Below are 20,239 nucleotides of genomic sequence, written 5' to 3'. Positions count from 1 at the left end.
AAAAGGAGTCAGCCATGCGTTCATCGAAAGTCATTCATGTGGTCAGCTGCCACGCCGAAGGCGAAGTCGGCGATGTGATCGTCGGCGGTGTCGCCCCACCGCCCGGCGCCACCGTGTGGGAGCAATCGCGCTGGATCGCCAAGGATGAAACCCTGCGCAATTTCGTCCTCAACGAACCCCGCGGCGGCGTGTTCCGCCACGTCAACCTGCTGGTGCCGGCCAAGGACCCTCGGGCGCAAATGGCGTGGATCATCATGGAACCGGCCGACACGCCACCGATGTCCGGCTCCAATTCGCTGTGCGTCGCCACGGTGCTGCTCGACAGCGGCATCCTGCCGATGACCGAACCGCAAACCCGGCTGGTGCTCGAAGCGCCCGGCGGTTTGATCGAAGCCGTGGCCGATTGCCGTGACGGCAAGGTCGAACGGGTAGAAATCAAGAACGTGCCCTCCTTCGCTGATCGCCTCGATGCCTGGATCGAAGTCGAAGGCCTCGGCTCGTTACAGGTCGACACCGCGTACGGTGGCGACAGTTTTGTCATCGCCGACGCCAAACGCCTGGGCTTTTCCATCCGCCCTGACGAGGCGGCCGAGCTGGTCGAGGTCGGGTTGAAAATCACCCGCGCGGCCAATGAACAACTGGGCTTCGTCCATCCGCTGAACCCCGAGTGGTCGCATATTTCCTTCTGCCAGATTGCCGCGCCCATCGTGGTTGAAAATGGCATCGCCACCGGGGCCAACGCGGTAGTGATTCAACCCGGCAAGATCGACCGCTCGCCCACCGGCACTGGTTGTTCGGCGCGTATGGCAGTGTTACAGGCCAAGGGATTGATGCAGGTTGGCGAGCGCTTTATCGGCCGTTCGATCCTCGGTTCCGAATTCCATTGCCGCATCGATTCGATGACCGAAGTGGCCGGCCGCCCAGCGATCTACCCGTGCATTTCCGGCCGGGCCTGGATCACCGGCACCCACCAATTGCTGCTCGACCCCAGCGATCCCTGGCCACAGGGCTATCGCCTGTCAGACACCTGGCCCGGCGCCTGAAACTCCCCCAGACCAACGGCTATAAAAAACCCTGATTGATTCAAAAAAACCACTGGCCGAGTATCGGCATTTAAAATATCGTATACGAAATACAAAAACGAACCGGAGGCAACAATGAGCAAGCGCATAAACTGGAGTGGCGTCTTCCCCGCGGTGACCACTCAATTCAACGATGACTTCTCCATCAACCTGGAAAAAACCCACCAGGTGATTTCCAACGTGATCCGTGACGGCGTATCGGGCCTGGTGGTGTGTGGTTCGGTGGGGGAAAACACCTCATTGACCGCCGAAGAAAAAATCGCCGTGACCGAAGTTGCGGTCGACGCCTCTCGCGGCCGCGTGCCGGTGATTTGCGGTGTGGCTGAATTCACCAGCGTGCAAGCGGCCAAGGTGGCCAACGCGGTGCGCAGGGTCGGTGTCGACGGCGTGATGCTGATGCCGGCGCTGGTTTACGGCTCCAAGCCGTTCGAGACCGCCGAGCATTACCGCTACGTGGCGAAGAACGCCGACGTACCGCTGATGGTTTACAACAACCCGCCGATCTACAAAAACGACATCACCCCGGACATCCTGATTTCCCTGGCCGACTGCGACAACGTGGTGTGCTTCAAGGATTCCTCTGGCGATACCCGCCGTTTCATCGACGTGCGCAATGAAGTCGGCGACCGTTTCGTGCTGTTCGCAGGTCTCGATGACGTGGTGCTGGAAAGCATCGCGGTGGGGGCCGAAGGCTGGGTCTCGGGCATGTCGAACGTGTTCCCGAAAGAAGGTGAAACCATCTTCCGCCTGGCCAAGGCCGGTCGCTTCGCCGAAGCCATGCCGATCTACGAATGGCTGATGCCGATCCTGCACCTCGATGCCCGTGCCGACCTGGTGCAGTGCATCAAACTCTGCGAAGCCATCGCCGGTCGCGGCAGCGCCCTGACCCGTCCGCCACGCCTGGCACTGCCGCAAGCGGATCGGGAGTTCGTCGAGCAGATCATGGCCAAGGCCATGGCCAATCGTCCGGAGTTGCCGGACGTCGGTCTCTGAGTGATTGCCGGGCGGATCCTTGCAGGTCCGGCCCGGCTACCTGTTTTCGCGCCTCTACAGGAAACGTCAGCATGTCCAATCCTCACAGCACGTCCAGCGCAACCACACCCTCGGGACTCAAACGCGTGGTGGCCGCCGCCATGGCCGGCACTGTCGCCGAGTGGTATGAATTCTTTCTCTACGGCACCGCCTCGGCCTTGGTCTTCGGCCAGCTGTTCTTCCGTCAGACCGACAGTCCGATCGACGGCATCATCGCCGCCTTCGCCCTGTACGCCGTCGGCTTCCTCGCCCGTCCGTTGGGCGGTCTGGTGTTCGGTCACTACGGTGACAAGTTCGGCCGCAAGCGCCTGCTGCAACTGAGCCTGGTGGTGGTTGGCATCACCACGTTCCTGATGGGTTGCCTGCCCGGCTTCGACAGCATCGGCTATGCCGCGCCGGTGTTATTGGTGCTGCTGCGGCTGATCCAGGGCTTTGCCTTTGGTGGCGAATGGGGTGGCGCGATTCTGCTGGTGTCCGAGCACTGCCCGGACAATCGCCGAGGCTTCTGGGCCAGTTGGCCGCAAGCCGGGGTGCCGGCCGGTAACCTGGTGGCGACCGTTGCCTTGCTGCTGTTGTCGTCGAACCTGTCAGAGCAACAATTCCTCGCCTGGGGCTGGCGCGTGGCGTTCTGGTTCTCGGCGGTGGTGGTGCTGATCGGCTACTGGATTCGCACCAGCGTCGATGACGCGCCGATTTTCAAGGAGGCCCAGGCCCGGCAAGCGCAGACCAAACAGCAACAACTGGGCGTGGTGGAAGTGTTGCGCCATCACTGGCGCGCGGTGCTGGTGGGGATCGGCGCGCGGTTTGCCGAGAACATCCTCTATTACACGGTGGTCACCTTTTCGATCACCTACCTGAAACTGGTGGTGCACAAGGACACTTCAGAGATTCTGTTGCTGATGTTCGGCGCGCACCTGCTGCACTTTTTCCTGATCCCGTTGATGGGCTATCTGTCGGATATCGTGGGGCGTAAACCGGTGTACCTGATCGGCGCGGTGCTCACTGCGTTCTGGGGCTTCATCGGCTTCCCGATGATGGACACCGGCAACAACTGGCTGATCATCGGCGCCATCACCCTGGGCCTGGCCATCGAGTCGATGACCTATGCGCCCTACTCGGCGCTGATGGCCGAAATGTTCCCGACCCATGTGCGCTACACCGCCCTTTCGCTGTGCTACCAGGTGGCGCCGATCTTCGCCGGATCCCTCGCGCCGCTGATCGCCATCACCCTGCTCAACAAGTACCACAGCTCGACACCGATCGCCTGGTACCTGGTGGGCGCCGCGCTGATCTCCATTGTGGCTGTCGGCCTGACCCGGGAAACCCGTGGCAAGTCGTTGCACCAGGTGGATGCCGAATCTGCTGCGCGTATTGCTGCGCTGGACAACGCCGTGCCGGCCGCTGCGCGCCGGGGTGATTCGCTGGCCTGAACCGGATCTTTAGTCCGGCAAACATTTGTGGCGAGGGGGCTTGTCGGAACGCCGCATCGCCCCGTTCGACCGCGCAGCGGTCGCAAATCCCTTTCAGGGCCGCTTCGCGACCCAACGGGGGCAAGCCCCCTCGCCACGGGTTTTGTGTTCGACGCGCCTTTTCCTCAATCAAAACTGCCCTTTTTCGACAGGAGTTTTCCATGCCCCAGATCATCGGCCACAACTACATCGGCGGTGCCCGCAGCGCCGCTGGCAACATCGCGATGCAGAGCCATGACGCCAGCACCGGCGCAGTACTGCCCTATTCGTTCATGCAAGCCACCGTCGAGGAAGTGCACGCCGCAGCCCAAGCCGCCGCTGCCGCTTACCCCGCCTTTCGTAACTTGCCGGCGACGCGCCGTGCAGAGTTTCTCGAGGCCATCGCCGCGCAACTGGATGCCCTGGATGACGAATTCGTCGCCCTGGTCACTCGCGAAACCGCCCTGCCAACCGGACGCATCCAGGGCGAACGCAGCCGCACCAGCGGCCAGATGCGCCTGTTCGCTCAGGTGCTGCGCCGGGGCGATTTCTATGGTGCGCGCATCGACCGCGCATTGCCCGAACGTCAGCCACTGCCACGGGTCGACCTGCGTCAATACCGGATCGGCGTCGGCCCGGTGGCCGTGTTCGGTGCCAGTAACTTCCCGCTGGCCTTTTCTACCGCTGGCGGTGATACCGCGGCGGCTCTGGCCGCCGGTTGCCCGGTGGTGTTCAAGGCCCACAGCGGACACATGGCGACCGCTGAACGCGTGGCCGACGCAATCATCCGCGCCGCCGAGCAAACCGACATGCCTAAAGGCGTGTTCAACATGATCTACGGCGCGGGCGTCGGTGAAACGCTGGTCAAGCATCCGGCGATCCAGGCCGTCGGTTTCACCGGCTCGCTCAAAGGCGGTCGCGCCCTCTGTGACATGGCCGCCGCACGGCCACAACCGATTCCGGTGTTCGCCGAAATGAGCAGCATCAACCCGGTGCTGGTATTGCCTGAAGCCCTGCGCGCACGGGGCGAAAAAATCGCCGGTGAACTGGTGGCGTCGGTGGTCCAGGGGTGCGGTCAGTTCTGCACCAATCCAGGGTTGGTGATCGGTATCCGCTCACCACAGTTCAGCGCGTTCACCGCTCGGCTCAGCGCCTTGATGGCCGAACAGCCGGCGCAAACCATGCTCAACGCCGGCACCCTCGCCAGCTACGAAAAAGGTGTGCAGGCGTTAGTCGACCATCCAGGGATAAGCCATCTGGCAGGCCAGGACCAGCACGGCAATCAAGCCCGGCCGCAACTGTTCAAGGCCGACGTCAGCCTGCTGCTCAAGGGTGATCCGCTGTTGCAGGAAGAAGTGTTCGGCCCGACCACCCTCGTCGTCGAAGTGGCCGATAAAGCCGAGTTACAACAAGCGCTGAACAGTTTGCACGGTCAACTCACCGCCACTTTGATTGGCGAAACGCAGGACCTGCACGAACACGCCGATCTGCTGGTGCTGCTGGAACAAAAGGCCGGCCGGGTGCTGTTCAATGGCTACCCCACCGGCGTTGAAGTGTGCGATGCGATGGTGCATGGCGGCCCTTACCCGGCGACCTCCGACGCCCGTGGCACGTCGGTCGGCAGCCTGGCCATCGAGCGTTTCCTGCGCCCGGTGTGCTACCAGAACTGCCCGGATGCCTTGCTGCCCGACGCCCTGAAAAACGCCAACCCGCTGGGCATTGCCCGCCTGGTCGATGGCGCCAGCCACCGCGAACCGGTCTGACAACACAACGCTCCTGTGTGGTGAGGGGGCTTGCCCCCGTTGGGTTGCGAAGCGGCCCCAAAACCTGCAATCGCGGTGTATCAGGTACACCGCATGTAATGGTTTTACGACTGCTACGCAGCCGAACGGGGGCAAGCCCCCTCACCACACAAGCCCCCTCGCCACACAGGCTCGCTTCCACAGGAGTTCGGATTATCAAGTCAGCAGCACTTTCAGATCGTTGTACAGCGCCTCGGGAATCTGCACGCCCTCCACCAAACTGTGCGCCCGTGCCGCATAACGCCGTTGCGACGGCAAGCGCGCCCCCTGCCCTTCAATCCCCTGAAACAACACCTCGGCCCGGGCCAAGTGCTCTTCAGTGGCCGCTCCCAGAAAGCGTCGCGGATCCAGCGCGATGATCAACTCGCCATGGTAGGGCGATGACTTGCTGCCCGCGTCGTAAGCCAGTGACTCGGCGCTGGTCAGGTCACCGATCAAAGGCCCGGCAATCAACTCCACCATTGCCGCCAGCGCCGAGCCCTTGTGCCCACCGAACGTCAGCATCGCGCCGCTATCGAGCACCACGTTGGCATCGGTGCTCGGCCGCCCCTCGGCGTCTACGCCCCAGCCCTCGGGAATCGCCTTGCCGGCACGCCGATGCAACTCGATATCGCCACGGGCAATTGCACTGGTGGCGAAGTCGAACACAAACGGATCCTGCCCCACGCGTGGCCAGCCAAAGGCAATGGGATTGGTGCCGAACACCGGCACCCGTCCCCCGGCCGGCGCCACCCAGGCATGGCTCGGATTACACGCCAGCGCCACCAGCCCGGCGGCGGTCAACTGCTCGATCTCCACCCACAGCGCCGAGAAATGCACGCAGCGATTGATCGCCAACGCCGCAATCCCGTTGGCCCGGGTTTTCTCCGCCAGTAGCGGCAAACCTGCCTGGAACGCCAACTGCGAAAAACCACCCCCGGCATCCACCCGCACAATCGACGGTGCCTGGTCGATCACCCGTGGCTCGGCGTTGGCCGACACCTTGCCGGCCCGCAGGGAATTCACGCAGCCCAGAATCCGGTACAAACCGTGGGAGGCGCAGCCATCGCGCTCGCCGGCGATCACCGTCGCCGCCACCGCTTGCGCATGGGCCAGGTTAAAACCGTTGTGCAACAGGATCGCTTCGGCCAATTCACGGGCTTCGATCAGGGTCAGTCGAATCATGGTCATCTCCTTGGACAGACCGTTCAGCGTGGTCTATCCAAGGAGCGGTGGCTTGATCGGTTTAGGGACGGAGGGTGACGAAATGGGCACAGTGCCCTTTCGATCAAAACTGCGCTGCTTCCAGTTCAAAGAGGCATTCGCTACCGGCCCTGGCCGATGCACTCAGCGAGTGGATGCGCGGCAGCAGGCGGGCGAAGTAGAAGCGCGCGGTGGCCAGTTTACTGGCATAGAAAGCGTCCTTGGAGTGCGTACTCATCGCAGTCTTGGCCATTCGCGTCCACATGTAGGCGTACGCGGTATAGCCGAACACATGCAGGTACTCGACCGAGGCCGCGCCGATTTCATTCGGGTTGCTCTGGGCTCGATCCAGCAGCCACGCGGTCAGTTCGTCAAGGGTGTCCATCGCGGCATTCAACGGTTTGGTGAACTCACCCAGGTCAGCGCAGGCGTTGGCGGTGTAGTGGCGAACTTCGGCGGCGAACAAGCGGTAGAGCGCCCCGCCGCTGGCGACTATTTTGCGCCCGGCCAGGTCCAGCGACTGAATGCCGTTGGTGCCTTCGTAGATCTGAGTGATGCGCACATCGCGAACCAATTGCTCCTGGCCCCATTCCCGGATGTATCCGTGGCCGCCGAAGATTTGCTGGCCGTGCACCGTGGTTTCCAGCCCCATGTCGGTGAGGAACGCCTTGGCCACAGGGGTCAGCAGCGACACCAGTTCCTGGGCGCGGGTGCGGGTTGGCGCGTCATCGCTGTACCTGGCGGTATCCAGTTGCAGGGCCACGTAGCTGGAAAACGCCCGCCCGCCTTCGTTCAAGGCCTTCATGGTCAACAGCATCCGCCGTACATCCGGATGCACGATGATCGGATCGGCAGACTTGTCCTTGCTCTGCGCGCCCGTCGGCGAACGGCTTTGCAGACGGTCACGGGCATATGCGACGGCGTTCTGGTACGAGCGCTCACCCAACGCCAGGCCCTGGATACCCACGCCCAGGCGTTCGTAGTTCATCATGGTGAACATCGCCGCCAGCCCCTTGTTCGGCGCATCGACGATCCAGCCAGTGGCGCCGTCAAAGTTCATCACGCAGGTCGCGGACGCCTTGATGCCCATCTTGTGTTCGATTGAACCGCAGGACAGTGCATTGCGTTCACCCAGCGAGCCATCGGCATTCACCAGCACCTTGGGCACCAGGAACAGTGAAATGCCCTTGGGGCCGGCGGGTGCATCGGGCAGTCTGGCCAGCACCAGGTGAATGATGTTTTCGGTCAGGTCGTGCTCGCCGCCGGTGATGAAAATCTTGCTGCCACTGATCTTGAAACTGCCGTCGGCCTGAGGCTCGGCTCGGGTGCGGATCAGGCCCAGGTCGGTGCCGGCATGCGCCTCGGTCAGGCACATGGAACCGGTCCAGGTGCCGGCATACATGTTCGGCAGATAACGCTCCTTGAGTTCCTGGCTGGCATGGGCATTGATCGACAGGCACGCCCCGGCGGTCAACATCGGGTATAGACCGAACGACAGACTCGCCGAGTTGACCATCTCCTCGACCTGAGCCGAGATGGCCTTGGGCATGCCCATACCACCGAACTGTGGGTCACCGCCGACACCCACCCAACCGCCTGCGGCGAACGCTTGATAAGCCGCGACAAAACCTTCGGGAGCGATGACGATGCCATTGCTCCAGGTGCAGCCCTGCTCATCGCTGCTGCGGTTCAGCGGCGCGACCACCTCGGCGCTGATCTTGCCGGCCTCCTCAAGGATCGCGGCGGCCGTTTCTTCATCGATCACCTCGGCCAGGCCAGGCAATCTGGCCCAGAGCCGGGACACCTCGAAGACCTCGTTGAGTACGAAGCGCATGTCGCGCAAGGGAGCTTTGTAATCAGACATAGTTGGCTTACTCAGAAGTGGTCAGGGCATGCGACATGGCCTGACGTTGGGTTGTATCGGTTTCAGCGGTTTGCGCCACATCAGCTTGCGCAACGGGGTGACGCAGCAAGAAGTACGACAGGGCCGGGATCAGGATCAGCGCGCCGAGCATGTTCCACAGGAACATGAAGGTCAGCAGGATGCCCATGTCGGCCTGGAACTTGATCGGCGACCAGACCCAGCACACAACGCCCGCCGCGAGGGTGATGCCCACCAGGCCCACCACCCGGCCGGTAAACGACACGGCGCTGCGGTAGGCCTGGCTCAGCGGCAGGCCCTGGCGCTGGTAATGCAATTGCACGCTGAGCAGGTACAAGGCGTAATCCACGCCGATGCCCACGCCCAAGGCGATCACTGGCAGGGTCGCGACTTTCACGCCAATGCCCATGGCCACCATCAACGCCTCGCACAGGATCGAGGTCAGGACCAATGGCAACAGGGCGACCAGGGTTGCGCGCCAACTGCGGAAGGTGATCAGACAGAACAGCGTCACCGCCGCATAGACGTAAAGCAGCATGGTGCGATTGGCCTCGCGCACCACAATGTTGGTCGCCGCCTCAATCCCGGCCGACCCGGCCGCCAGCAGGAACTGGCGATCGTCGCTGTTGTTCTCCAGGGCAAATTTTTCGGCGATGCCCACCACGGCATCGAGGGTCTCGGCCTTGTGGTCCTTGAGGAACGTGATCACTGGCATCAGCGAACAATCGGTGTTGAACAACTCCGGGGAGTTGACCGAGGCTTGCTGCGCGGCGTAATTCAATACGTCCTGATTGCGCTGGATGCTGTTGAGCTTGGGGTTGCCTTCATAGGTGCCGGCGGTGATCTGGCGCACCGCGTTAACCAGCGAAGTCGTGGCCTGTACGCCCGGATACTGCTGCAGCTCCCAGGCCAGGCGATCGGCGAGAATCAGCGTCTTGTAGCTCAGGCAGCCTTCCGGCGCGGTCTTGATCATCACCGCGAACAGGTCGCTGGACAGCGCGTAGTGGCTGGTGATGTAGGCGTTATCACGGTTATAGCGAGAGTCGGCACGCAACTCCGGTGCGCCACTTTCCAGATCGCCGATCTTCAGCTGCTGGCTGATCATGAAACCGCCGATGCCCATCAGTACCGCGACCACTACCGCCCCCGTGGCCCATTTGGCCGTGGTGAAGCGGTCGAGCAAGTCCCACAGTTTGCCGAAGCCTTTGTGCCCTTCGGCGCGCGTGTCGATGTTCAGCGCACGCTCGGCAGCCCTGGCGCCCACGCCGACATAAGACAGCGCCACCGGCATCAGCAACAGCGAAGTGAAAATCAGCACCGCCACACCGATACTGGCGGTGATCGCCAGATCCCGGATCACCGGAATATCGATCAGCATCAGTACCGCGAAGCCGACGGCGTCGGCCAGCAGCGCGGTAACGCCGGCAATGAACAGGCGGCGGAAGGTGTAGCGTGCGCCGATCAGTTTGTGGGTGCCACGGGCGATGTCTTGCATGATGCCGTTCATCTTCTGCGCCGCGTGGGACACGCCGATGGCGAAGATCAGGAAAGGCACGAGCACCGAGTACGGGTCGATGGCATAGCCGAGCCAGGCGACGATGCCCAGCTGCCAGACCACCGCGATCAGCGAGCAGCCGACCACCAGCAAGGTGCTGCGCACGCATCGGGTGTAGGCGTAAATGATGATCAGCGAAGTGACGACGGCCAGGCCAAAGAACATCATCACCTGGATCAACCCGTCGATCAGGTCTCCCATCAGTTTGGCGAAACCGATCACCCGGACTTTGTACGGGCCCTTGCCCTCCTCCCCGGCCTTGCGTGCAGCACTATCACCGGCAAACTCGATCTGGTCGCGCAACTGTTCTTCGAGCATTTGCGAAAAGGCGTGGTAGTCGATGCGCTGACCGCTGGCCGTGGCCTTGTCCAGCAGCGGCACGATCAGCATGCTCGATTTGTAGTCGCAGGCCACCAGACTGCCGACGATACCGGCGCGGGAAATGTTCTGGCGCAGCTGTTCTATTTCTGCCGGCTTGCCCTGGTAGGTATCGGGCATCACCGGGCCGCCCTGGAAACCTTCCTCGGTGACTTCGGTCCAGCGCACCGCCGGGCTCCACAACGACTTCATCCAGGCACGGTCGACACCCTCGGCAAGGAACAATCGGTCGTTGACCTGTTTGAGCACGTCCAGGTAACCGGGGTCGAAGATATCGCCCTGAGTGTTCTCCACCACCACCCGTACCGAGTTACCCAAACCGCGCAGCGACTGGCGGTTTTCCAGGAAGTTCTGGATGTACGGCTGGCTCTGCGGAATCATCTTTTCGAAGCTTGGACGCAGCTCCAGGCGAGTCGCGGCCATGTAGCCCAACATCAGGGTGACCAGCGCCATCAGCAGCATGAACAGCGGACGATAGTTGAACACCAGCCGCTCCAGCCGATTGCCGGAATGGCGGTCGAAATCCCGCAGATCGCGGATCACCGGCATGGTTTCTTGTTTGGTATGGCCCATGTCTGGGTTCTCGCTCTAAGGGTTCGAGGACTTATTCAACGGACAGCGTCCGTGCACCACGGCTGCCAACCAGCACCAGCGCACCGTCGGCGGACTGAGCGGCGCCGGTCACCGGGGTCGATGCCGGTTGCTGAACCAGGTGCAATTGCGCGCCTGTGCCCTGGCTGACCAGCATCTGCCCGCCCTGGGTGAACAAGCGATAGTTGCCACGGTTATCGACGAGGCCGGCGGTGATGCTGACGTGCAGGCCACTGTCCAGCGGGGTCCAGTTGAGGCCGCCGTCGGTGCTGCGCAACACGTTGCCGCGCAGGCCGTAGGCAATCACTTCGCCGGATTTGCCAAGCACGCCGAAAAAACTGCCCTGATAGGGTGTCGGTACGGCGGCGAAGCGCTGATCGGTGTTGTTCCATTTGAGCAACAGGCCCTGTTCACCGGCGATGTACAACGCATCGCCGGTGGAGGCGATGGCGTTGAGGTGAAAGCCCTGCGGGTTGTCGGTGCGGTCCTGAAACGGCGTCCAGCTCTGGCCGCCGTCTTCGGTACGCAGGATCAGGTTGAACACCCCGACCACATAGCCGAGGCGGTCGTTAGCGAACCAGACATCGAGCAAGGGTTTGTCGGCGCCCTGCGCAATCAGGCGCTCACCTTCGGCGACCAGCAGTGGCCATTGCTCGTTGCCGGGCTCTGCACTGGCCAACGCGCCGTAATGCTTGACCAGCAAGGCGCCGATCTCGCGGCCATCCAGTTGCTTGCGCCAGGTCGCACCCGCGTCACTGCTGTGCAACACCACGCCGTCACCGCCCACCGCCCAGCCTTGGGTAGTGGAAGGAAAACTGACGGCATTGAGGTCGGCACTGACTGGCACCGCTGCCTGCTGCCAGTGTTTGCCGGCATCATCGGAATACAGAATGTGGCCACGCTGCCCGACGGCGACCAGACGGTCGCCGTCGCGGGCCATGCCCGATAGCGGGCTGTTGACAGCCAGGGCGCTGACCCTGGCCGGCAGATCCAGCACGTCGACATAACCGGAGGCCTGGCTCAAGCCCTGCAACATTGCAAGCAGTGCGCCGAGCGCCAGCCGCAGATAATTTTTGTACGAACACATACCGCGTCCTCTTCGGATAACCGCGCCGGGACACACATCCGTGTGCCTGACTTTCAAACCTGACGCCCGAAACGATCGGCATACGCCGACCGTCGTGCGTTCCCTTGCCTTGCGGGCAACGGAACGCTCGGACGCGTTGTCACGGTTTGCTTAGCGAATCCCGCTACCTGCCAGGGATTCCGACGACCACTGCGCCTTGGAGAGCGGCTCGATGTACTTGATCCCGCCGTAAGGCCCGACCACACCGTTGATGTTGTAGGAACCACCCACCAGGTCGTAGATCATGAAGGGCGTGGAGTCCGGGACTTGCTTGTCGTAGCTCTGGCTGAGGAACGCGAAGGAGCCACGGTACAGCTGACCACGGGCGTCGTACTGGTCAGAGGCCAGAGCGGTCCAACTGTCTTCATCGAGGTAGAAGCGACGCTTCTGATAGATGTGTCGGGCGCCAGCCTTGAGATTGCCCTCCACCACCCAGACGCGATGTTTTTCCCAACGCACATAATCGGGTGCCAGGTGATTGGCAGTGGTCAGCGACTTGGGGTCCTGGGCGTAGGTCAGCTTGTAAGTGTTGTAGGGCACGATCATTTCCTGCTTGCCCACCAGCTTCCAGTCGTAGCGGTCCAGTGCACCGTTGAACACGAAAACATCGTCGTAGGTGCCGGCACCGGCGGTGCCAGGGTTAGGCGTGTCGTAAGCCAGGTTCGGTGCCAGCTTGACCCGACGCTGGCCAGGCAAGTATTGCCAGGCACGGCGCGGTTGCTGCAGCGGGTTGGCGGCGTCCTTGAGCATCACCGCTTCACCGGCCCGGCGCGCAGGGCCGGTGTAGGACAGCTTCATCTGGTAGTACACGTCGGCGCTGCTGATCGGCTGCGCCAGGTTCTCGTAGATCGGATAGGAAATGAACGCCTGCCCGGTGGTCGCCAGGCTCGGAATGCCTGCGGAGTCGACGTTCCAGGAGTCGTACTTGGAGTTGATGCTGACGCCCTGATAACGCAACAGGAAGTTCCACATCGCCTCGTTACCCGTCTGCGGAATCGGGAACGGCACGCCGGGCAGCACGTTATCGACGGCCAACCCGCCTTCGAGGGACTTGGCGCCGGTGGCATTTTTCACCCCGTTGTCCAGCACCGCCTTGGGCAAAGAGACGGTACGGTGGGTCGGGTAGACATTGACGCGGAAACTTGGGAAACGCTTGGCCAGTTCCGCGGTGGTTGCACTGAGCAAGCCCTTGTACTGATCGACGTTCTTGCCGTCGATCACCAGCAGCGGCTTTTCGTTGGCGAAGGGATCCGGGCGCATGCTGTCACCGGATTTGAAGCTGGCCGGCGGCGTGGTCAGGCCACCGTCATAGGCGGGGATGGATCCGTCGGCATTCCCGGCTTTTTCAGCCCCGACCAGGGTCAGGCTGGTGCCGAGCCTGGCGGCTTCCTGAGCCGATACAGCGGCCTGTGCCTGGGAGGCAATAACCATCGCCAACGAGGCGGCTAACACGGTTTGCACACATTTCATCTTGTTATTCTCCTGCTTACTTTGCGTAAGCCAGTGGTGAATCAAAAAGTGGTTTTCATCGTCAGGTAAACGGCGCCACGGTCCTCAGTCGTGGCACCACCACCGGAGAAGGCCGAGTAGCCACCGCCGTAACACGCGTAGTTTTCATTGCCGCTAAAGGCATTGGGTGTGGAACCGTCTCCGCTGCCGGCATTGGCCGCGCCGGTGCTCAAGCCACTGACGTCGCACTTGTCGGTCTTGCCGAAGGAGTCCACGTACTTCAGGTCGATGAAGTATTTGTTGTACACAACGGCACCCACGCCCAAGGCATAGTTGCCGGTGTCTTTGGCACCGCCACCGGACACCGGTGACACGCCGGCGAGGCCGACGTTGATGGACATCGGGGCGTTGAGATCGACCCCCGGGAATACCTGGTACCAGGTCGGTGTGAAGTTGACCGCGATGCCCCAGTTGTCCCGGGTCGGCTGGTCGATGCCGCGATAGGTGTCCTGGCCCTTGTAGAGCGCTTCGTTCTTGCTATCGAGCTTGAGCAGGTTGCTGTAGTACAACTCGGCGAGCAGGCTGGCCGAATCGAACACCGGTGTTTTCGGGAATGTCATCAGGCCGTTGAGCGTCCAGTGCAACGTGTCACCGGTGGCACTCAGGCTGTCGCCCTTTTGCGGGGTGTCATAGATCACACCGGTGGCCGCCGTACGGGCCGGCAGCAGGCCCAGACCGGCGCCGAAACCCTGCGGCCCGGTCGAGCTGACAATCGCCGGAATACTGGCCAGCGGCATGTTGTGACGAATGTTCAGGTCCGAACCCACACTGATACCGCGCACATCCTTGGACAGGCTCAGGCCAAAGATCTGAATGTTGTCGGCATAGGCCAGTTGATAGGTGCTGGTGCTCAACGAATTGAGGGTGTTGACCACCGCCGGCACCATGCCGGCAGGCGGGGTGCCGTTGGGATTGGCCGACGTCAGCCCGGTGGCGTTCAGCCAGGCTTGCGGCAGGATTTCCGAGGTATTGCGGTAGTAAACACCGAGGGTGCCATCCAGCCAGGCCGGCGACCACTTGGCCATCACGCCCCAGTCGCCGCGCTTGTCCGGCGTCAGGTCATGACCGCGACGCACATTGGTCAAACTGTTGCAGGGCGCCAAACCACAACCCAACGGGCTGCCCGGCACCACGCCATTGGTGTTGCCCAGCAGGAACGACTGCGCACCGAAGCCGACCAGATCGGAGCCGCCATAGTAAGTACCGGCTTCCGGTAGGCGGGCGGCATCCCAATCGAGGAAGTACTGAGCGGCCACGGTCAACTCGGGATTGACGGTGAACGACATCGACAGCTGGTTACGCGGAACGAACAGTTCCTTGGCTTCGGTTCCCGGCGATGCGGCCAGTTTGGCCAGGTCCAGCCCGGACTGGCCGTAGCTGATCGAGTGCACCGGGTTGAGAATGGTCTCGCCCCAGAACACGTTGTGCTGACCGGCCTTGACGCTCAACAGCGACTCCTCGCCCACTTCGGTGCTGTAGAACACGAAGGCGTCGAGGATTTCGCCGGAAGGACCGGTGTAGTAACGCTCGGCGTAGTGGCTCAGGTGGGGGCTGCCATTGCCGACATTGTCGCCCGTGACCCCGGCCAGGCGCGGATCGTTGGCGACCAGACCCGACCTTGCGTCATTGCCATTGACGAACGGGTTGGAATTGGAGCCGGTGTTCTCGTAGGCCTTGTCATACCAACTGGCGGCGCTGACGCGAAAGCCCATGTGGTCCTTGTAGACCACATCCATTTCGGTCAACAGGTCAACGCGGTTGGTGATGTTGGTTCCGGCCTTGCGGAAGTTGTAGTCGCCATCGTTGTTGTTCGGCGTCGCCAACAGGCGCTTGTCGGCGCTTTCGGTGCGCACACCGTAGTTGTACTTGACGGTGTTATCCAGGCGCGCGGTCCAGTCCGGGTTACCTGTGTCGAGTTCGACCGCATGGGCAACCGGCACGGCTGCGCCCAGAATGGCCGAGGCCAACAAGGTGCATCGCGAGGGGGCGAACCCGTGACTCTTATTGTTGTGCATTGCGTTGTCTCCGCCTTTTTGTATTTGTTTTAAGCGCAGCCGCCCTCACACCCCCTTGTTCCAGGGGTTTGCGTTTTTCAGGAATGAGGGCAAATGCCGGATGACTGGGGGCCACCCGGCGCCTGAACTAGCGGTCCAGCTCCAGGATGAGAGCTTCGGCTTGAGGCCAGTGGCCAAAGCCTGCAGCCGGATTGAGATGACCTGCATCGCCCACGTTGAGCAGTTCACTGCCCCAGCCTTCAGCCAGCTGAGTGACGGCGGCCAGGCTGGCGAGGTGGTCGTTGGTACTGGCGGCCACCAGACTGCGGAACGGCAGAGGCCCTTTTGGCAGGGGGTTCCAACCTTGGGTACGCAGGGTTTCAGCGGATGGGTAGCCTTGCGGCCAATCAGCATCGAGATCCGGAGGAGTGGCCAGCAGCGCACCCTTGATCGGCCGGCTGTGTTGCGCAGCCCAGTGTGCGACCATCAACACGCCCGCGCTGTGGGCCACCAGAATCACCGGCCCATCGATCTGCTCCAGCTGGTGTTGAATCGCTTCGACCCGCTTGGCGCAATCGAGCTTGTCGGTTGCCTGCGGCGGCACACTGCGCACCTTGCACAACCTGGCTTCAAGCAGCGTTTGCCAATGCTCGGCAACGTGCTCGCGCAGGCCCGGTACGATCAGAACGGTTGCGGCAGTTTGCAGTTTGTCCACGTCAACACCTTCGCTTTCTCGATGACTCGACTGGCTCTATTGGCCAGGGGCTTTTTGTAGGACTGACATTAAAGAGCGCCCACCCAAAGCGCTTTTCATTGGACGTCAGGCACTTTTCTTTTCATGACAAATTTCCAGGGATCGGCACGCGGCGACCATTGGTCGTAAATCCCCGCAGGTTCTCTGCGGGTCACTGTAATCAACGGGTGAGCGTCGATTGCTCCACCACAACGAAGGTGATTCTGGACAGATTTGAGCGAGCGCCCTCGACAACCTCGCAACTGTTCAATTGCTGATGTGCTGGATATAGTCGCCACGCTCATTTGAATCGCAACCGGCCCAGGAAAGACTTTCGCATGCCCAAGCTTGTTCGCGCCGCCGTCTTGACCAACTACCTGGAAGTCACTCAATACCTGGGGTTCAACCCGCGCGATGTACTGGCCGGCGTCGGCCTGAGCAAAGCCCTGCTGCAAGCGCCCGAATACCGCATTCCCATTGATGCCGCCGTACGCCTGCTGGAAGACTCGGCCGCCGCCAGCGGCTGCCAGAATTTCGGCCTGAGCATGGCCGAGTCGCGCCAGCTCTCGGACTTCGGAGTGGTCAGCCTGCTCCTCAGCCACCAACGTACGCTGCGTGATGCCTTGCAGGTCGTGGTGAATTACCGTCACCTGATGAATGATTCGCTGGCCATCTTCATTGAAGAGGCCGACAAGATGGTGATCATTCGCGAAGAGGTGGTCACCGAATCGCCCATGCCGTCCCGCCAGGCCACCGAGCTGGCCATCGGGGTCATGTTCCGCCTGTGCGCCGCCCTGCTCGGCACCCACTGGCACCCCTACAGCGTCAACTTCACGCACCAGCCCCCGGACAACCTGCAACTGCATCGCCGTCTGTTCGGCTGCACGCTGGAGTTCGGCAGTGAGTTCAATGGCATTGTCTGCTCCGACGCCAGCCTCGACATGACCAACCCCAATGCCGACCCGGCCATGGCGCGCTACGCCCAGAGTTACCTCGACTCGCTGCTCAACCACGAAGGCCCGTCGATACTGTTCGAGGTGCGCAAAGCCATCTACCTGCTGCTGCCGATGGGACGCGCCACCATCGAGCAGATCGCCCAGACCCAGGGCATGAATGTCCGGACTCTGCAGCGCCGCCTCAAAGACGACGGCTGCGCCTTCAACGACCTGATCAACGACGTGCGCCGCGACCTGGTGCTGCGCTACCTGGACAATCCGAATTACTCGCTGGGCCGGATCGCCGACATGCTCGGCTACTCCATGGCGAGCTCCTTCACACGCTGGTTCATCACCCAGTTCGGCATGCCGCCCGCTACATGGCGCAGCGCACAAAAACAAACCATCTCAAGACCGCTCTCTGGCTCCAAAGAGTCCTGAGCTAGCCGCACCTTCGAGTCACCTATGGCTGGCGCGGGCAAAAAAGTCCGCTGCCATTCCACACCTCATACCCTGCATTCATTGCCTGAAGGCTTTTCTGACAGCCTCAGGCTTCAACCATCCCATCTCGATCCTACAAGCGATCAAGCCGCGACTGGCAGCGTCACCTATTCCCCAACGCGCACCGTTGTTCCCAGGAAACCGATCACTGATTTGGCGCCCGGGGACGGGCTTTGCGCAAAAGGGATGCATCCATGGAAAAGGACTTTGTGGGTTACCACTGTGCCGTCTGCCGCGAGCGAGCTCAGGCAGAGCGTGCCCGACGGCCCGTGCACCGACCGAACCAGGCTCAATACGATGAAATGATGGCCCGACAGCGGGCGCGGGAGGAGCACCACAACGCTGAGTGGGAAGCCAAGGAAATACGCGAGGAAGCCGCTCTCGCGAATGTCACCCTGCGTATCGGGGTGTTTTTCGATGGCACCGGCAATAACCCGTTCAATGTGGAGATGGGGCGCAAGTGCGGGGCTCATCATCCGGTGTCGACGGAGGATATGGATGGGAGTTGCAAGCCGTATATGCAGGACCCTGACGGCAGCTATGGGGGTGAGGTGACGAATGTTGCGCGGTTACATGATTTGTACATGACATCTACCGACCGGGGAAAAATCATCCAGCAAAAAAAGGCATTCGATAAAGTCTATGTCGAAGGTATTGGCACGACCGCAGGCGGGCAAGACAGTCTGCTGGGCATGGCTTGGGGCCGGGGTGAGACCGGTATCGAAGCTCGGGTATTTGACGCATTCGGCCAGATCAAACGGCGGTTACGCAACTTTCATCAGGTCTTCCCGGACATCCAGATCAGCTCCTTGACCTTCGACGTGTTCGGCTTCAGCCGTGGTGCGGCCGCCGCCCGACATTTCGCCTGTTTGTGCCTGTCAGGGACCAACAGTCCGCTCAGGGAAACGCTGTACTTGCCGAATAGCCTGTTCGCCCGGGGCTTCAGCAAGGTCTTTGGTGAAGGGGTCAACATCGGGTTTGTCGGCCTGTTCGACACCGTCGCTTCCGTGGGTGGCCTGAGTAACCTGGGTTATGTGCGCAGCCCGGTAGCCCCCGGGGTCAAGTTGTATTTGATGCCGCGCTTCTTTCCCAATGTTCTGCAACTGGTGGCACGGGACGAGTACCGCGCGAACTTCGCCCTCAACAGCGTCGGTCCGGACCATCTGGAAATCAGCCTGCCGGGTGCTCACTCGGATATCGGCGGTGGTTACCGCGAAGACATCGAAGAGTGCGTGTTACTCAACCCCATGCAGGCCTTGGAAGTCGGTGAGTTCACCGACGTAAAAACCACCTCGATCTACCGCGATGCCCAACAGGAACGGGCGAAATGGCACGCCAAGGGCTGGCCCATGGAGATGCTGGAACTGATCACCCCAGATCCGGTAAAGCTGCTGCCTGAACCAAGAGAGCAGAACGCGCCAAAACAAAAGCGGGTATTTGTCGGTTTACAGCTACGACGTAAGATCGGTGCCGGGCTGTCGCGGGTGTACCTGCGGGTGATGTATGAAGCTGCCAAAAAGCATGGGGTTGAATTTGACGATCCTCAGGAAGATCCCGAATTAGCACCACCCGCGGAACTTGAGCCAATGTGCGAGCGGTTTGTCGCCGGTGATTACCGCGTTACCGCCGCAGAGGAGCAATTGCTGAAGCTGCACTACATCCACCAGTCAGCGCACTGGACCCCGACTTTCCTTTCGGGGCCTCGCATCACCCGATTCGAACTGGCCTATGCCCATATCCCAACGGCAGATGCCGCAAGGGTGCACCACCCTCATGTACCGGAATGGACACTGTAACCATGAAAATTCTGATCCTGTTATTGGCGCTTATATCGATAGGTGCCTGCCAACCCGTCGATCCGCTGTCGGCCAAAAACGACTACAGGACATCCTGGTGGTACATCGGCTTCACCGAGCCCGCTCATATGACGGTATGGGTCGAGACCTCCGCTGTCGAGGACATAAACGGGCGGATTTTTTACAATATCGCTGCGGGGGTAGCAGGTAGCAGCGACCACGAGAATGGAACTGAAAATGCGCGGGGCTGGGTAGGTATTGGCGGGGCCGGCAAGCCCGTCACAGGCGCCGACCTGCCGAAGCGACTCTATGTGCGCTGGCAATCGATTGTCGAGCGCAAGACCTACGCGGGCTGGATCGATATCTCCGAGTCCACCCGCGATATCATGCGCAACTCGACAGCCCAACGTTGCCACGAGACCCCAGAGTTCACCGCCAACCCGAGTGCGGCCCTGAATCTGGGATTGGCGCCGGGCGGCATCATTCAGGTCTGGGTCTGGGACGATTGTTTCCGTGCCCACAAAGTCGACCGTGGCCAAGTCGGCATCGAGCCGTTAGGCCCCTATCAAGGCAAGTACAACGGCTACCACGGAAAGATCAAAGACTCTTCCAAACGCTACATCGAACGCTTTGGCATTCCCTATGGCAGTTGGTGACGACGTATCGTTGTTCCAGAACCGGTCAAACAAAAAA

At 61.5% G+C, this 20,239-nt stretch carries 14 protein-coding genes; 7 read left to right on the top strand and 7 right to left on the bottom strand.

What is annotated here, in order from left to right; all coding sequences use genetic code 11:
• The first annotated feature begins 14 nt into the window (after nucleotides 1-14).
• The 4 genes from AC1RL4_RS12400 (at nucleotide 15) to AC1RL4_RS12385 (ending at nucleotide 5,325) form a co-directional block, all read left to right on the top strand.
• Nucleotides 15-1,043: a trans-3-hydroxy-L-proline dehydratase gene (locus AC1RL4_RS12400; RefSeq protein WP_096480776.1), complete on the top strand. Its 1,029-nt coding sequence runs from the start codon at nucleotides 15-17 to the stop codon at nucleotides 1,041-1,043.
• A gap of 114 nt (nucleotides 1,044-1,157) precedes the next feature.
• A complete protein-coding gene (locus AC1RL4_RS12395; protein ID WP_230172861.1) occupies nucleotides 1,158-2,075 on the top strand; it encodes a dihydrodipicolinate synthase family protein in 918 nt (305 codons plus the stop codon).
• A gap of 71 nt (nucleotides 2,076-2,146) precedes the next feature.
• Entirely contained in the window at nucleotides 2,147-3,544 is a 1,398-nt protein-coding gene (gene abaF, locus AC1RL4_RS12390; protein WP_086945302.1) for a fosfomycin efflux MFS transporter AbaF, read from the top strand.
• Nucleotides 3,545-3,744: 200 nt separating this feature from the next.
• Nucleotides 3,745-5,325: an aldehyde dehydrogenase (NADP(+)) gene (locus AC1RL4_RS12385; protein ID WP_230172863.1), complete on the top strand. Its 1,581-nt coding sequence runs from the start codon at nucleotides 3,745-3,747 to the stop codon at nucleotides 5,323-5,325.
• Nucleotides 5,326-5,520: 195 nt separating this feature from the next.
• Here the strand turns inward: AC1RL4_RS12385 and AC1RL4_RS12380 are convergent, their stop codons facing one another.
• The 7 genes from AC1RL4_RS12380 to AC1RL4_RS12350 form a co-directional block, all read right to left on the bottom strand.
• A complete protein-coding gene (locus AC1RL4_RS12380; RefSeq protein WP_019581946.1) occupies nucleotides 5,521-6,528 on the bottom strand; it encodes an Ldh family oxidoreductase in 1,008 nt (335 codons plus the stop codon).
• A gap of 103 nt (nucleotides 6,529-6,631) precedes the next feature.
• Complete coding sequence (locus AC1RL4_RS12375; protein WP_230172865.1) at nucleotides 6,632-8,410, bottom strand: acyl-CoA dehydrogenase C-terminal domain-containing protein; 1,779 nt, start codon at nucleotides 8,408-8,410, stop codon at nucleotides 6,632-6,634.
• A 7-nt stretch (nucleotides 8,411-8,417) separates the two neighbouring features.
• On the bottom strand, nucleotides 8,418-10,934 hold the full coding sequence (locus AC1RL4_RS12370) for an efflux RND transporter permease subunit (protein ID WP_230172867.1): 2,517 nt from the start codon (nucleotides 10,932-10,934) through the stop codon (nucleotides 8,418-8,420).
• 31 nt (nucleotides 10,935-10,965) lie between these two features.
• A complete protein-coding gene (locus AC1RL4_RS12365) occupies nucleotides 10,966-12,039 on the bottom strand; it encodes a WD40/YVTN/BNR-like repeat-containing protein (RefSeq protein WP_230172869.1) in 1,074 nt (357 codons plus the stop codon).
• 150 nt (nucleotides 12,040-12,189) lie between these two features.
• Entirely contained in the window at nucleotides 12,190-13,548 is a 1,359-nt protein-coding gene (locus AC1RL4_RS12360; protein WP_230172871.1) for a DUF1329 domain-containing protein, read from the bottom strand.
• Between the two features lie 41 nt (nucleotides 13,549-13,589).
• On the bottom strand, nucleotides 13,590-15,602 hold the full coding sequence (locus AC1RL4_RS12355; protein ID WP_230172873.1) for a DUF1302 domain-containing protein: 2,013 nt from the start codon (nucleotides 15,600-15,602) through the stop codon (nucleotides 13,590-13,592).
• A gap of 127 nt (nucleotides 15,603-15,729) precedes the next feature.
• Nucleotides 15,730-16,296 carry an RBBP9/YdeN family alpha/beta hydrolase gene (locus AC1RL4_RS12350; protein WP_064616845.1) on the bottom strand — a complete coding sequence of 189 codons (567 nt, stop codon included), beginning with the start codon at nucleotides 16,294-16,296 and terminating at the stop codon, nucleotides 15,730-15,732.
• A 356-nt stretch (nucleotides 16,297-16,652) separates the two neighbouring features.
• On the opposite strand from AC1RL4_RS12350, the gene AC1RL4_RS12345 reads away from it, so the two are divergent.
• The 3 genes from AC1RL4_RS12345 (at nucleotide 16,653) to AC1RL4_RS12335 (ending at nucleotide 20,202) form a co-directional block, all read left to right on the top strand.
• A complete protein-coding gene (locus AC1RL4_RS12345; RefSeq protein WP_096480784.1) occupies nucleotides 16,653-17,690 on the top strand; it encodes an AraC family transcriptional regulator in 1,038 nt (345 codons plus the stop codon).
• A 254-nt stretch (nucleotides 17,691-17,944) separates the two neighbouring features.
• The gene (locus AC1RL4_RS12340) at nucleotides 17,945-19,546 is read left to right on the top strand and encodes a phospholipase effector Tle1 domain-containing protein (RefSeq protein ID WP_230172876.1); all 1,602 of its coding nucleotides are present in this window, start codon (nucleotides 17,945-17,947) and stop codon (nucleotides 19,544-19,546) included.
• Between the two features lie 2 nt (nucleotides 19,547-19,548).
• Entirely contained in the window at nucleotides 19,549-20,202 is a 654-nt protein-coding gene (locus tag AC1RL4_RS12335) for a DUF2931 family protein (RefSeq protein WP_028939797.1), read from the top strand.
• The last annotated feature ends 37 nt before the right edge of the window (nucleotides 20,203-20,239 follow it).

The sequence above is a fragment of the Pseudomonas sp. GW822-FHT07A10 genome (genome assembly GCF_058798795.1).
Note: the sequence above shows the minus strand (reverse complement) of the source record. Positions and strands in the feature narration are given on the sequence as shown.

Excerpts from the sequence above, each read along its gene's own strand:
- abaF (WP_086945302.1), top strand. The coding sequence starts at position 2,147 with ATGTCCAATCCTCACAGCACGTCCAGCGCAACCACACCCTCGGGACTC.
- AC1RL4_RS12400 (WP_096480776.1), top strand. The coding sequence starts at position 15 with ATGCGTTCATCGAAAGTCATTCATGTGGTCAGCTGCCACGCCGAAGGC.
- AC1RL4_RS12360 (WP_230172871.1), bottom strand. The coding sequence starts at position 13,548 with ATGAAATGTGTGCAAACCGTGTTAGCCGCCTCGTTGGCGATGGTTATT.
- AC1RL4_RS12365 (WP_230172869.1), bottom strand. The coding sequence starts at position 12,039 with ATGTGTTCGTACAAAAATTATCTGCGGCTGGCGCTCGGCGCACTGCTT.
- AC1RL4_RS12355 (WP_230172873.1), bottom strand. The coding sequence starts at position 15,602 with ATGCACAACAATAAGAGTCACGGGTTCGCCCCCTCGCGATGCACCTTG.
- AC1RL4_RS12345 (WP_096480784.1), top strand. The coding sequence starts at position 16,653 with ATGCCCAAGCTTGTTCGCGCCGCCGTCTTGACCAACTACCTGGAAGTC.
- AC1RL4_RS12380 (WP_019581946.1), bottom strand. The coding sequence starts at position 6,528 with ATGATTCGACTGACCCTGATCGAAGCCCGTGAATTGGCCGAAGCGATC.
- AC1RL4_RS12395 (WP_230172861.1), top strand. The coding sequence starts at position 1,158 with ATGAGCAAGCGCATAAACTGGAGTGGCGTCTTCCCCGCGGTGACCACT.
- AC1RL4_RS12375 (WP_230172865.1), bottom strand. The coding sequence starts at position 8,410 with ATGTCTGATTACAAAGCTCCCTTGCGCGACATGCGCTTCGTACTCAAC.
- AC1RL4_RS12385 (WP_230172863.1), top strand. The coding sequence starts at position 3,745 with ATGCCCCAGATCATCGGCCACAACTACATCGGCGGTGCCCGCAGCGCC.
- AC1RL4_RS12370 (WP_230172867.1), bottom strand. The coding sequence starts at position 10,934 with ATGGGCCATACCAAACAAGAAACCATGCCGGTGATCCGCGATCTGCGG.
- AC1RL4_RS12340 (WP_230172876.1), top strand. The coding sequence starts at position 17,945 with ATGGAAAAGGACTTTGTGGGTTACCACTGTGCCGTCTGCCGCGAGCGA.
- AC1RL4_RS12335 (WP_028939797.1), top strand. The coding sequence starts at position 19,549 with ATGAAAATTCTGATCCTGTTATTGGCGCTTATATCGATAGGTGCCTGC.